At 68.3% G+C, this 12733-nt stretch carries 12 protein-coding genes; 4 read left to right on the top strand and 8 right to left on the bottom strand.

The genetic code is table 11. The annotated features are described in order from the left end of the window. Entirely contained in the window at positions 1–1218 is a 1218-nt protein-coding gene (locus J4H85_RS04100) for an MFS transporter (RefSeq protein WP_208237058.1), read from the bottom strand. A gap of 113 nt (positions 1219–1331) precedes the next feature. On the opposite strand from J4H85_RS04100, the gene J4H85_RS04095 reads away from it, so the two are divergent. Continuing rightward, positions 1332–2333, top strand: a complete 1002-nt coding sequence (locus tag J4H85_RS04095; protein ID WP_208237056.1) for a LacI family DNA-binding transcriptional regulator — start codon at positions 1332–1334, stop codon at positions 2331–2333. A 16-nt stretch (positions 2334–2349) separates the two neighbouring features. Here J4H85_RS04095 and J4H85_RS04090 read toward each other — a convergent pair whose 3' ends face one another. The 4 genes from J4H85_RS04090 to J4H85_RS04075 all read right to left on the bottom strand — a co-directional run bounded on the left by J4H85_RS04090 (position 2350) and on the right by J4H85_RS04075 (position 7254). Next, entirely contained in the window at positions 2350–2781 is a 432-nt protein-coding gene (locus tag J4H85_RS04090; RefSeq protein WP_208237378.1) for an FAD synthase family protein, read from the bottom strand. Between the two features lie 14 nt (positions 2782–2795). Beyond that, positions 2796–3056 (bottom strand): hypothetical protein, encoded by a 261-nt coding sequence (locus tag J4H85_RS04085; RefSeq protein WP_208237053.1) that lies wholly within the window; start codon positions 3054–3056, stop codon positions 2796–2798. After that, a complete protein-coding gene (locus tag J4H85_RS04080) occupies positions 3056–4462 on the bottom strand; it encodes a sugar transferase (RefSeq protein ID WP_307863389.1) in 1407 nt (468 codons plus the stop codon). Before J4H85_RS04080 ends, J4H85_RS04085 begins: the two co-directional genes overlap by 1 nt. A gap of 206 nt (positions 4463–4668) precedes the next feature. Then, positions 4669–7254, bottom strand: a complete 2586-nt coding sequence (locus tag J4H85_RS04075) for a LuxR C-terminal-related transcriptional regulator (RefSeq protein ID WP_208237051.1) — start codon at positions 7252–7254, stop codon at positions 4669–4671. 274 nt (positions 7255–7528) lie between these two features. On the opposite strand from J4H85_RS04075, the gene J4H85_RS04070 reads away from it, so the two are divergent. Together J4H85_RS04070 and J4H85_RS04065 are read left to right on the top strand one after the other, a co-directional pair. Then, a complete protein-coding gene (locus J4H85_RS04070) occupies positions 7529–7996 on the top strand; it encodes a GNAT family N-acetyltransferase (protein WP_208237049.1) in 468 nt (155 codons plus the stop codon). Between the two features lie 27 nt (positions 7997–8023). Then, positions 8024–8329 (top strand): metal-sensitive transcriptional regulator, encoded by a 306-nt coding sequence (locus J4H85_RS04065; protein ID WP_208237047.1) that lies wholly within the window; start codon positions 8024–8026, stop codon positions 8327–8329. A 24-nt stretch (positions 8330–8353) separates the two neighbouring features. On the opposite strand, the gene J4H85_RS04060 is transcribed toward J4H85_RS04065, so the two are convergent. Continuing rightward, positions 8354–9868, bottom strand: coding sequence for an APC family permease (locus J4H85_RS04060; RefSeq protein ID WP_208237044.1), 1515 nt, complete (start codon positions 9866–9868; stop codon positions 8354–8356). 171 nt (positions 9869–10039) lie between these two features. Between J4H85_RS04060 and J4H85_RS04055 the strand changes: the two genes are divergently transcribed. Further along, complete coding sequence (locus tag J4H85_RS04055; protein WP_208237042.1) at positions 10040–11602, top strand: alanine/glycine:cation symporter family protein; 1563 nt, start codon at positions 10040–10042, stop codon at positions 11600–11602. 35 nt (positions 11603–11637) lie between these two features. Here J4H85_RS04055 and J4H85_RS04050 read toward each other — a convergent pair whose 3' ends face one another. Together J4H85_RS04050 and J4H85_RS04045 are read right to left on the bottom strand one after the other, a co-directional pair. After that, a complete protein-coding gene (locus J4H85_RS04050) occupies positions 11638–12441 on the bottom strand; it encodes a DUF1206 domain-containing protein (RefSeq protein WP_307863387.1) in 804 nt (267 codons plus the stop codon). 40 nt (positions 12442–12481) lie between these two features. Next, on the bottom strand, positions 12482–12670 hold the full coding sequence (locus tag J4H85_RS04045; RefSeq protein WP_208237041.1) for a hypothetical protein: 189 nt from the start codon (positions 12668–12670) through the stop codon (positions 12482–12484). Positions 12671–12733 lie beyond the last annotated feature (63 nt).

Genomic DNA, 12733 nt, shown 5'->3' with positions numbered 1-12733 from the left:
TCAGCGAGTCGCGGCCGGTTCGGCCCCGAGGTCGATCGCCGTGGTGTTGCCCGACTCGAACTTGCGCCGGCTCCGGGCGATGATGAAGATCGATGCGCCGAAGATCACGCTCGGCACGGTGACGACCAGTGCGTACTGGAGCGGGGTGAGGAGGCCGACGAGCTGACCGCCGACGAGCGGACCGAGAGCCACCCCGCCGAGGTAGACGCCGAACACGAGCACTCCGGTGCGGCCGGTGACGTCCATGACCGCGGCGAGGCCGGTGATGAGTACGAGCACCGCCCCGTACATGACTCCCCAGATGAGGATCGATGTCGCGTACACCGCCACCGAGGCGGACATGATCATCGCGAACTTCGTCGCCGTGCTGATGACGACGATGATCAGCAGCGACCAGCTGCGACCGATGAACTTCAGCGCGACCGGAGCCAGGACCGCACCGATCAGCCCGCCGAAGACCTTGCCTGCCAGGAGGGTTCCGGCGAGCTCGGGCGAGGTGCCGCTGCGCTCGGCGAGCACGCTCGTCATCGAGTACACCATGTCCTCCGTCAGCGACCAGAATCCGGTCGACAGCGCGAGCAGGATCGCGACCCCGGTGAGCGCGGCGACCGGCACGGACCGGTCGTGCGCGGCGAGCCGCTGCTCCTCGGGAAGGTTGGGCAGTCCGCCCGCGAGCAGCAGTCCGACGACACCGAGGCCGGCCACTACGAAGAGCACGGTGCGGAGGTCGTTGTGGAAGAGTGGCGCGATGGCGAGGAGCGCGGTCGCGGCGAGCCTGTTGATGATCGTGATGGTGGCGACGGTTCCGTCGGGATTGCGCGTGGAGGATGCCGCGGCGGTACCGGTGGCGATCATGATGCCGGTCCCCACCCCGCCGAGGATCAGCCCGCCGAGCACGACGGGCGTCGTCAGCACGACCGCCGCGAGACCGTAGCCGATGATCATGGCGACGAGGCCGATGCGCCCGAGACGCGGACGGTCGACGCCGGCGACGAATCGTGTGGTGACGAGCATCGTCGCGGCCGAGGCGATCGTCATGCCGCTCGCCACGGCACCGGCCTGGGCGATGTCGAGGCCGAGATCCTGGACCAGGGCGGCGATGATCACCGGGACGAGATTCGCGGCCATGAGCGCCAGTACCCAGGTGCCGAAGAAGCCCAGCACGACCTTTCCGGTGAGCGAGGCGAGCCCCGAGGCAGGGGCAGAGGTTGCGGACATGGCGACTCCTTCGTCTCGTGGGAACACCCGGTGCGGGAACGTTCCTGCAACACTGTAGGTCGCGCAGACGACCCCGTCAAGGGCTCAAGCCCGAATGCCCATACACTGGCTGCATGCCCCGGCCGCCGATCACGATCCTCGACATCGCTGCCTCGCTCGGCATCTCGAAGACCGCAGTGTCCGCCGCCCTGAGCGGCACCGGAAGAGTCTCGGCCACCACACGCGAACGCGTGCTCGCCGAAGCCGACCGGCTCGGATACGTCACCAACCGTGCGGCACAGCGACTGCGGGGCGGCGAGCACGGCGCGATCGGACTCCGCGTGCCGACCGACCTGCAGAGCCTCGCGTTCTACATGGAGTTCGCGTTCGGCGTCGCCGATTTCGCTGCGGAGGCCGGCCGCGATCTCGTGCTCTTCACCGGCGACCCGCATCGCTCGTCGCGCGAGCTTCCGGTCGACGGGCTCTTAGTGCTCGACCCGGTGAGAGACGATCCCTTCGCGGTGCTCGCCACGTCGGCGAAACTACCGTGGGTCAGCGTCGGACCCTACACGGGCGCGGGTGCAGAGGGTCTCGCCGGATCCATCGCCGTCGACCATCACGCGCTCACGCAGCGGGTGCTCGACCGCTTGCAGCGGTCCGGATCCGGACGCCCCGCACTCGTCGCCATCGATCCCGCGCGTGCACCGCTCTGGGGTGCACAGGTGCTGAGCGGCTACGCCGACTGGTGCGCGACGCATGCGGTCGCGCCGCTCGTGCTGGACTGCGCGGTCGAGCCGTCCGACGCCCGACTGCAGGAGCTCGTGGGCGCGGTGGCCTCCGACGGTGACCACGATGCGGTGGTGTGGGTGGCGCAGGGACTCGCGGCACGGGCACTCGCCCTCGCGGATCGCGACACCCCTGCTGACGACTCGCGCACGTTGCGCATGGCGACCCTCGCAGGCGATCTGCGCGCGGAGTCGGGCGTCGCCGATCTCGTCAGTGCCGACCTGCGCCCGCGCGCGTACGGTCACGCCGCGGCCGAAGTGCTCGAGCGCGCACTGTCAGGGGGACCGGAACGGCTCGATCACGTCACTCACCGCGCCGAGATCGTCGGCCCCCTCGGTCACGGCCACTGAGTCCACGGGACCCCGGTCACGACGCCTGCTCCCCCGCCACCGCGATGAGGGCTCGGCGCAGCGCCGAACTCGACGTGTGGGCGGTGTACGGGAAGTAGACGACCTCGACACCGACCGTCGCGAACTCGCGCTCGAGCCTCACCCCTTTCTCCGTGCCCCGCCAGTCGTCGCCCTTGAAGAAGTGCGTGAACCCGACCTGCCGCCAGGCGTCGATCTTGTCGGGTGCGTCTTCGACGAAGACCTCGTCGACGAAGCTGATGTGACGCACGATCTCGGCACGCTCGTGGGTCGGGATGAACGGTTCGATTCCTTTCACGAGCCGCAGCATCTCATCGCTGACCACACCGGCGACGAGCACGTCGCACTGCTGCTTGGCGTGCCGCAGCAGGTTGAGGTGCCCGATGTGGAAGAGATCGAACGCCCCGGCGGCATACCCGATGCGCTGCATGCCGCGCGGGCCCATCACCGCTCACCCCCGTGATGCGAGCGATCGTGCGGGTGCGGTACGGAGAAGGCCTCACCGGTGCTGTGGGACCGCAGTCGACGTGCGGGGACAGCGAACGCGAGAAACAGCGCGGAGGCGAGGGGAAGCGCCCCTGCGACTGCCGCCCCGGTGAGGCCGGTCGGGAACCCGGTCGCCGGTGCACCGACGATCGGAAGATGGGGGTGGGGATCGACGGAACCCGTGCGAACGGGAACGCCGATGCGAGCGGAGCGGGACATCAGTACGCTCCCTTCGGTCGGAACATCACCTGGGCGGTGCGCCACATGATCTGCAGATCCTGCATGAGCGACCAGTTCTCGACGTAGCTGAGATCGAGGCGCACGCTCTGCTCCCAGGTCAGGTCGCTGCGCCCGCTCACCTGCCAGAGACCGGTGATCCCCGGTTTGATGAACAGACGGCGGTACACGGTGCCGTCGTAACTCGTGACCTCGTCGGGCAACGGCGGACGCGGACCGACGACGCTCATGGCACCGGTGAGCACGTTCCAGAACTGCGGCAGTTCGTCCAGTGACAGGCGGCGCAGCGTCCGCCCGACGCGGGTGACGCGCGGATCCTCGCGAAGCTTGAACAGCGGACCGGACCCCTCATTCTGCGCGAGCAGCGCGGCTCGCTGAGCCTCGGCGTCGACGTGCATGGTGCGGAACTTCAGCATTCGGAAGCGCCGACCATCGCGCCCCACGCGGTCCTGCCAGAAGAGCACCGGACCTCGGGAGTCGAGTTTGATGCCGAGAGCCACCACCGGAGTGATGAGCGCGATCATTCCGAGCGCGACGAGCGCCACCACGATGTCCAGCGCCCGCTTCAGCAGATGCTGCCCGCCCTCGTACCGGGGGATCTTGATCTGCAGGAGGGGCAGCCCGTCGATGGGGCGGAACGAGATGCGCGGACCCACGACGTCGGTCACCCGATGCGAGAGCACGAGCTCGGAGGCCGTGCCCTCCAACTGCCAGCTGAGCGCCTTCACGTAGTTCGGGGAGTTCGCCGGCAGGCTCGCGATGATGATCTTGTCGGCGCCGATGCGTGTCGCCGTGTCGGCGACGGCCTCGGGGGCTCCGAAGACCGGGTAGTCGTTCTCGCCGACGGCCAGGGTGCGACGTGCGGGCGCAGCGTTCGCGCCATCCACGAGCGCGGTCCCGCGCTCATCGGCGGCGAACAGACTGAGCCCGACCACGAAGATCGCGTTCTCGCCGCCCTCGCGCAACGCCCCGAGCACGTAGCGGACGTCGTCCTCGGTACCGACCACGAGCGTGCGACTCAGGAAGCGGCCGCGGATGCGTTGCCGGCGCAGCCACTTGCGCCACAGCCAGCGCCCGAGCAGCACGCCGAGGGTGCCGAGCGGTGCGACGACGATGAGCAGCAGGCGAAGGTCGATCCAGTCGACGAGGCTGCCGATGAGCGCGAAGACCCCGAGCGCGAGTCCGCTGGCGTGCATGACGCCGCGATACTCTGCGACGCCGGCGCCCATGATGCCTGGATCCCGCGTCCGCAGTGCCGCCAGCATCGCGAACCAGACCGCCCCGAGCACACCGGCCTGAGCCGCGGAGGCGGCGCTGCCTCCGGTGAGGACGACCACTGCGGCTCCGACCGCGGACACCGCGAAGACGATGGCGGCGTCGGTACCCACGAGTCGAGCGTGGTAGCGACGCTCCCAGCGTCTGCGGTACTCCAGCGCGGGAGTGGCTCTGGGCGTCAGAACCTCGGTGATTGAACGCAACGTTACCCCTTGAATGCGGCGATCGGATGCCTCATCGTAGGGACGCCGATCTCGCCTCCCGGGGGAAGTTACGCAAGCCGTACGTAGGGCACTTCGCGCGCCGCTTCGCCCCGCGGTCAGGCCGGTGCGCGGCCGCTTCTGAAGTACGCGCGCAGCTCGTCGCGGTTCGTCGTGCCGAGCTTCGTGAACACGTGCCGCAGGTGCGTTTCGACCGTGCGGGTGGAGAGGTGGAAGCGCTCGGCGATCCAGCGACTCGAATAGCCGAGTGCCGCGTGGAGTGCGATCTCGCGTTCGCGTGCGGACAAGAGCGACGTGCGCGGGAGGGGCAGCCACACCCCGAGATCGGCGAGCACTCGCGTGGCCGGGCTCTCCCACGCGGGCGTTCCGGCAGCGATCTCCTCGAACGCGGCGAGGAGGGCCTCCCCCATCGGCGCGTCCACTGCCGGCGCGATGGCTCTCACCCGCGACAGTTCGGCCTGCTCGATGTGCCCCTCCGCAGTCGCGACCACGCGGAAGGCGCGCAGCTCGATGAGCGGAAGCGATTCGGCAGCCGCCCAGGCGGCCAGTCGTGCAGCGTGATCTGCCGCATCCGGATCCCCGTTCCACTGCCGGGCCTCGACCGTGAGCAGCCGCACGAGACCGCGCAGCATCTGCCCCGTACCCGGCTGCGCGACCTCGGCGGCCCGGATCGCCTGCCGCGCACGCTCCCGCTCCCCGAGCGCGGCCTCCGCGAGTGCGAGGATCGCGGCCGAGAGCGGCCGCATGCCGAACCCGTCGTGCTGAGCCAACCGATCCCGGACACGCGTGGCGCGCTGCGCCGCCTCACGCCACTTGCCGTCGTTCAGCGCGAGCATGGCCATGCCGTTCTCGATGAAACCGGTCTGGTTGAGGTCGGTGATGGCGCGCTGCTGCAGGCTCTCGATCGTTTCTCGCGCGGCCTCGGTCGCACCTGCGAGCAGATGCGTCATGCAGGTGACGAGCGTCAGCAGGTCGGCCACGTGGTGCTGCGCGCGCTCGCCGAGCACCGCGAACATCCTGGCCTCGTCGGCGACTTGGATCGCGTCGTCGAACCGTCCCTGCTGAGCCAGCACGAGGGCGGACATCACTCGGGAGTTGCCGCGCACCCACTCGAGCTGCATGCGTCCGAGCGGCTCGATGGGCGGGCACTCGCGCATGGCGCGCGACAGCTGCCCCGTGCGCCCGAAGAGCTGCGCCCGCGCCGTGACGATCATCTCGCGCGAGAGGTCGTCGTCGGCGTCGACTTCTTGGTCGAGTCGCGAGATGATCTGGAATGCCTGACCGTACTGCTCCTGGTCGAGGGTGAGGTGCGTCACCAGTTCGAGGTGCAAAGAGACCCGCAGGGTCGCTGGGAGGTCGTCGATGTCGTCTCGGCGCAGGATGCCTCGGATCACCTCGGCCGACGCGAGGAGCGCGCTCCGATCGCCGAGGAGACGAGACGCCTGGCTCGCCCGCGCGCCGGCGACGGCAACCTCCCGCGGCGACGCTTCGTCGTGTGCGGCGACCGCGAGAGCGACCCGCATCGAGAACGTCAGGTCGCGCCCCCCGCTCAGATAGGCGAGCGCGCCGGTCAACCAGGCAAGCGGCAGTGATTGCCCGGCTTCGAGACCGAGCGACACGATCCGAAGCAACCGCTGCGGGCTGCCCGTCGGGTCCTCGCCGGCCAGGTCGGCCAGGAGCGCACGGAAGAAGTCATCGCTGATGCGCGTACGCTGCGTCTGCGGCAGTCGCGACGTGAGCGCCTGCGCGAGCAGCGGATGGCTCACGGTGAGTGCCGTCTCGCCGGTGCGCTGCCGACGGGCGACCACGAACCCGAGCGACTGCAGCGATGCGAGATGCTCGGTGTTGAGATTGCCGAGCAGCACCGACTCGGACACCGGCTCGGCGAGCGCCACCGACTCGAGGGTGAGCAGCTCCTCGGGCGAGCAGGTCTCGCTGAGGTAGGTGAAGAACTCTTCCGGAACGCCCGCGAACCCGATCTCCTCCCAGATCATGCCGCGGTCCCGCTTCACGAGCCCCTGGCGGTCGAGGGCCAGCGCCAAAACGGAGAGCGAGTTCACGTTCCCGCCCGTGATCGCGTACCAGCGCCGCAGGGTCTCGAACTCGACGCGCTCCCCGTCGAGCAGGCGCGAGAGGAATGACGCCGCCTCCGTGGAGGTGAGCGGCCCGACGGTGATCCGCTGCACCCGCGGGTGCCGCACGAGTCGCTCGGCACCTCCGCTCAACCGACGGGCAGTGGCGATCACGCGCACGCCGGTCGAGCGCACGAGACTCTCGATCACCTGTCCGGTGGCGGACGCGTAGCGATCGATCGCAGCAGCGATGATGATCGGCTCGGCGCCCTCGACTGCGGCCTCGGCGGCAACGGCATCGAGCACGCGGCGGGCCAGACCCGCATGAGACCCGAACCCCTGGCTCGCGGCCACCGACGACACCTCGGTGAAGAGGTCCGGAAACACCGCGCCGAAGATCTCCGTGGGCAACGCCTGCTCGCTCGTCGGTGCCGGGAGCACGATGACGGCGGCCGGCGCGTCCGCCCGATCGGCGACGGCATAGGCCGCTTCCTCGGCCAATCGCGTCTTGCCGCTGCCCGGCTCCCCGAGCAAGAGCACCGAGGCGCCGTCGGACTCCATCGCTGCGATGATGCGCTCGAGACGATCGGGCGCGCACTCGGCAGCGCTCACCCAGGTCCCTGGTTCCTCGCCGCTGCTTCGAGCAGAGACGCGATTCTCGTGCGTCTTCATGGTCCCCACACTCACTCACACTCGTCGCTCACTCCGCTGTGGGCGACTGATCGTGAGTGGATCATATCCCCGTCCTCTGGAGGTCGGACCGGCAGTTACGTGATCTTCACGTAGGTGTTTCCTACCCACAGCCGACGGAGGATGGACATCACGATCCTGTGCCGGGGGCCGCGAAGCGTTGGCGATTCATCGAGGCACGGCTAGCCTGAGTATCATGAGCGAGCTACGACTGGAAGAACTGTCCGCAGCGACGATCGTGCACGTGAACGCGCTCGGACTCAAACCGGGACAGGAGCAGTTCATCACGCCCGTCTCGTACGCCGCGGCGGCGGCGGTGACCCCCGCCGATTCGGCGTGGCAGCGCGTCGTGCTGCGCGGCGACCGCGTCGTCGGGTTCATTCACGCGAACTTCGACCCTGAAGCGACCCAGGAGGAGTTCCGGGCCGCACTGTGGCGCATCAACGTCGACGCCGATGAACAGGGGTCCGGCATCGGATCGTTCGCCGTGGAGGCTCTCGTGCAGGAGGCCGGCCGGAGGGGTGTCGATCGCCTGACGGTGCTCTGGGAGCGCGGCGAAGAGGGCCCGGAGGGCTTCTTCCTCAGGCAGGGATTCACTCCCGTCGGGGAGACTCCCTACGGTGAGGTCATCGGCGCCATCGAGGTCTCGCGCCCCTCCCACTGATACCCCTCGGGGGTGTATGATGCTCCCATGGAAGCGCCAGCTGAGACCCACGTCGGGCACGGGTACGTCAACCACAAGGACGACCTGTTGAAGCGCCTGCGCCGGGCCGAAGGCCAGGTGCGCGGTATCCAGCGGATGGTCGAAGAGGACACCTACTGCATCGACATCCTGACTCAGGTGTCGGCAGCGACGAAGGCGCTGGAACGCGTGGCGCTCGCGCTGCTCGACGACCACCTGAGCCACTGCGTCGCCGCCGCGGCCGAAGAGGGTGGCGCGGTGTCGCAGGAGAAACTCACCGAGGCCTCGAACGCGATCGCCCGACTGGTCGGCTGAGCGGGCCGCGCCCACTCCGCGCCGTCAGTCCTCGTCTGGCACGAGGACGGGCGTCTCGCGGTTCAGGCTCTCACCTCTGAAGAACGGACGCGATGCGGGCCGCAGCCACCAGATCCCCATGAGCACGAACCCGACGAGGATCGCCCCGATGCCGACGACGAACGCACCGCCGATGCCGAGGAGCACGGTCTCGCTGTAGTCGGTGCTGATCATGTCGAAGGCCGACTGCACGAACGCGTACCCCAGCATGAGCCCGCCCAGCGTCGGGAAGATTCCGCGCATCCACAGGTTTCTCGCGCTGTCCCGGAGCGTCGAACGGAAGTACCAGACGCACGAGAACGAGGTGATCGCGTAGTAGAGGGCGACGGCGAGCCCCATGGAGGTGAGCGAGTCGGCGAGCACGTCCTCCGAGATGATCGACATCGCGACGTAGTAGACGATCGCCGCCGCTCCCATGACGGTGGTCGAAAACCATGGGGTCTTGAATGTCGGGTGCAGCTCGGAGAACTTCGCCGGTAGCGCTCTGTACACGGCCATCGACAGCGTGCCGCGCGCGGTCGGCAGGATCGTGGTCTGGGTCGACGACGCCGCCGAGAGCATGACGCCCAGCAGCAGGAACCAGCCCCAGGGTCCGAAGAGCACCCCGCCCAGCACCGAGAAGACGTCGTCGAGATTCTCGGGGTTCGTGAGCCCGGTTCCTGAGCCGCCGAATCCCGCGAACATCATCACCGCCACCGAGACGCCGACGTACGCCACGATCAGCACGGCGATGCTCGACAGTGCGGCGCGACCAGGGGTCTTCCGAGGATTCTTCGTCTCCTCATTCAGGGCGAGGCACGTATCCCAGCCCCAGTAGATGAACAGTGCGAGCAGCACCGCCTCCATGAACCCCGACCACGAGGTGAGCTCGGCGGGATTGAACCAGTGCCAGTCGAAAGCGATCGAGTCGGGGTTCGATCCTGACAGCGCGTTGACGAGCGCCAGACCGCCGAACAGGGCCATCGCGACCATCTGGATCGTCATGAGCACCATCTGCAGGCGCTCGCCGATCTGCACCCCGATGGTGCTGATGAGCGTCATGATCGCCATGAAGATCACCGAGGTCACCACGACGATCACCCGGTCGTCGGCGAACTCCTCGTTGCCGAGCAGCAGCCAGAAGTACTGCCCGGTGATCTCGCCCACGTTCGCCAGGACCATGACGGAGGCGACCGCCACCGACCATCCGCCGATCCAGCCGACGACCGGACCGAACGCCTTGGTCCCCCACACGAACGTGGTGCCGCAGTCGGGTGCCTCCCGGTTGAGCTCCTGATACGCGAATGCGGCGAAGACCATGGGGATGCACGCCACGATGAAGACCAGCGGGGCCTGCGCACCCACGGCCACGATGACGTACCCGAGCGTGGCGGCGAGCGAGTAGAGGGGCGCCGTCGACGCCAAACCGATCACGGTCGATCCCACGACGCCGAGGGCGCCCGAGTTCAGACCTTTGCCGCTGTTCACGCGGGTCGGTGCGCTGCTGGTCTCCTGCGACATGAGCGTCTCCTGGGGTGAGTTCCGAGGTGTGCCTCGCCAGCATATCCCCGTCGACACCGCCCCTTCACCGGCACCACACCACCCGTCGCTCTTCGACTATGCCGTGTGACGTGTGAAATACTACTGACGCGTCCCGGTACCGATGCCGTGACGTGGAAGGAACCGGTTCACATGGATGTGACCTCGCTGCTGCAATCGATCTCAGACCACCTCTGGGAAGGCCTGGCCTATGGCGCACTCGCACTCGGGCTGCTCTTCTCGATCCTGTTCAAATTCACCCAGGTGCGCAGGATCCCCGACATGGTGCGGCTCATCGCCGGGAAGGGGCTGGCGCGCAAGCCTCGTACCACCGAGCACACCGACACCCCCGCCGCCTCCCGCGCAGAGTCAGCGATACCGACCACCGAAGACGACGACGGGGGCGTCTCGTCGTTCCAAGCGCTCGCGCTGACGCTGTCGAGCCGCGTCGGCGTCGGCGCGATCGCCGGTGTCGCGACCGCGATCGCCGCGGGAGGCCCGGGAGCGATCTTCTGGATGGCGGTCACCGGCCTGCTCGGAGCGGCGAGCTCGTACGCCGAGTCGGTGCTCGCGCAGGTGTACAAGCGCCGTATCGACGGCGAGCATCGAGGAGGCATCCCGTATTACATCAAGTTCGGTCTCGGGTGGGGCCCCGTCGCGGTCATCGCCGCGATCATCGCGTTCGTGGGGTACGGTTTCCTCTTTCCCGGCATCCAGTCGAACAACATCTCCTCGAGCGTGCAGCACGCCTTCGGCATCGAGCCCTGGATCACCGCGACCGTCGTCAGCGCCATTCTCGCGTTCGTCATCATCGGCGGAACCCAGCGCATCGTGAACGTCGCGCAGATGGTGATCCCATTCATGGCTGGCGGGTACATCCTGGTCGCGCTGATCGTGATCCTCGTGAACTTCGCGCGGATTCCCGACGCGCTCGTGCTGATCTTCTCGAGCGCCTTCGGCGCGCACGAGATCTTCGGCGGCATCTTCGGGTACGCGGTGGCCTGGGGCGTGCGCCGCGCCATCTTCACCTCCGTCGCCGGCATCGGTGAGGGCACGTACGGCGCCGCCGCGGCCCGGGTCAGTCACCCCAGCAAGCAGGGTCTCGTCCAGGCGTTCAGCATCTACATCGACGTGCTCTTCGTGTGCATGGCGACGGGACTGCTCATCGTCGTGACCGACTCGTACGACGTGATCCTCTCGACCGGCGAGGTGGTGAAGCAGTCCCTGACCGCCGGTATCCAGGCCGGACCCGAGTACGCGCAGATCGCGATCGACGCGATGATCCCCGGATTCGGATCCCCCTTCGTCGCGGTCGCGATCTTCCTGTTCGCATTCACCAGCCAGATCGCCTTCTACTACATCGCGACGTCCAACCTGCTCTTCCTCACGCACCAGCGCACGAACGCGACGGCGATGTGGATCCTGAAGATCGGCGCCCTCGCGATCTCCTTCTTCGGCGGCGTCGTCCCGGCGCAGGCGATGTGGGCCGCGGGAGACATCGGCTACGCGACGCTCGGCTGGGTGAACATGTTCTGCATCCTGATGCTGCTCCCGGTTGTCATCAAGGTGCACCGCGACTTCGAACGGCAGCGCAAACTCGGCATCGAGCCGGTCTTCCACCCGGAGGACCTCGGCATCGCGAACGCCGATTTCTGGCTGAATCCGAGCCTCACCACACCGATCCCCGTCGGCGAGCGTCGCGAACCGCGCGACTGATCAGGTCTCGGGGGTGACCCGGCTGCGGCACTGCACTACAGCTTGTCGTACCGCGCGCGGAACGCGCAGAACACCGCGTAGGCGAGAAAACCGATGCCCATCGCGGTGACGATGGCCGTGCCCGCCGGGAGATCCTTCAACAGGCGGATCGCCGCGTCGAGCGCGCCCGCGGCATCGGGATCCTGCTTGATCGCGGCGGTGATGACGAGTCCGCCGACCACGCCGAGCGACGCTCCCTTCGCCACGTACCCGAACGCGCCGAGCGCCTCGATGGCACGACCCGCTGGCCCCTTCGGCAGCTGGACCCGCTTGCGGAACCCGCGCCGCACCCCGATGACGACGAACACGATGCCCGCGATGCCGATGGCGAGACCGGCGGCGCCGAGCAGGACGGGGCCGCCGGGTACCTGCAGCAGGCCGCCGCTGGCCTGTTCAGCGCTGTCCTCACCGTCCGACCGGGATCCCGCTGCGAATTTCCCGGCGATCGATCCGAGAACGATGTAGATGACGGCCCGCCCCCACTCGGCGACACGCCACGACCAACGCTGCTTCGTGTCGCTGATGCGAATGGAGAACCCGTTGATCGCGTAGTAGATGCCCAGCGCCCCGAGCACCGCGGCGAGAAGCCAGAGCGCGAACGCGCCGAACGGAGCCTCGGCGATCGTCTGGAACGCCTGAGATTGGTCGCTCTGCCCGCTCCCCGTCCACGCGAGCATGAGGGCGAAGACACCGATGATCCCGTGCACCAGTCCGTTTGCGAGGTGACCGCAGCGCGCTGCGACCCTGAATGAGGGGTGCTGCTCCGCGCGCTCCGCTGCGGCCTTCAGACGTTCGTCCACACGGGAAGCGTATCGGGTCTCCCGGGCGAACGCGGCGCCGTCAGCCCTCCGCCGCGGGGACGAACGCTTCGGCGACGGCGCGGGCGGGGTCCGAGAGTTCGCACGCCGGGTCCGAGCAGTGCGTCACCCCGGGAATCACCACCGACGAGGTCTTCGGCATCGTCAGACCGTCGGGCGAGACGGTGACCGCGTCGGCCCCGCATTTCGAACACACATGCTGCTGAGACATGTCGCTAGGGTAGGCAGGCCGTCATCGACCCGCCCACCCCCTTGACGCACCCGCGGCCTCGCC

Source organism: Leucobacter tardus (assembly GCF_017583045.1).
Lineage (GTDB): Bacteria > Actinomycetota > Actinomycetes > Actinomycetales > Microbacteriaceae > Leucobacter > Leucobacter tardus.
The sequence above is the reverse complement of the archived record's forward strand: the minus strand, read 5'-3'. Positions and strand labels throughout refer to the sequence as shown.

What these genes read in the sequence shown, in the direction of transcription:
- J4H85_RS04095 (WP_208237056.1), top strand. Translation starts at nt 1,332, where the DNA reads ATGCCCCGGCCGCCGATCACGATCCTCGACATCGCTGCCTCGCTCGGC.
- J4H85_RS04085 (WP_208237053.1), bottom strand. Translation starts at nt 3,056, where the DNA reads ATGTCCCGCTCCGCTCGCATCGGCGTTCCCGTTCGCACGGGTTCCGTC.
- J4H85_RS04065 (WP_208237047.1), top strand. Translation starts at nt 8,024, where the DNA reads ATGGAAGCGCCAGCTGAGACCCACGTCGGGCACGGGTACGTCAACCAC.
- J4H85_RS04090 (WP_208237378.1), bottom strand. Translation starts at nt 2,781, where the DNA reads ATGCAGCGCATCGGGTATGCCGCCGGGGCGTTCGATCTCTTCCACATC.
- J4H85_RS04060 (WP_208237044.1), bottom strand. Translation starts at nt 9,868, where the DNA reads ATGTCGCAGGAGACCAGCAGCGCACCGACCCGCGTGAACAGCGGCAAA.
- J4H85_RS04045 (WP_208237041.1), bottom strand. Translation starts at nt 12,670, where the DNA reads ATGTCTCAGCAGCATGTGTGTTCGAAATGCGGGGCCGACGCGGTCACC.
- J4H85_RS04055 (WP_208237042.1), top strand. Translation starts at nt 10,040, where the DNA reads ATGGATGTGACCTCGCTGCTGCAATCGATCTCAGACCACCTCTGGGAA.
- J4H85_RS04070 (WP_208237049.1), top strand. Translation starts at nt 7,529, where the DNA reads ATGAGCGAGCTACGACTGGAAGAACTGTCCGCAGCGACGATCGTGCAC.
- J4H85_RS04100 (WP_208237058.1), bottom strand. Translation starts at nt 1,218, where the DNA reads ATGTCCGCAACCTCTGCCCCTGCCTCGGGGCTCGCCTCGCTCACCGGA.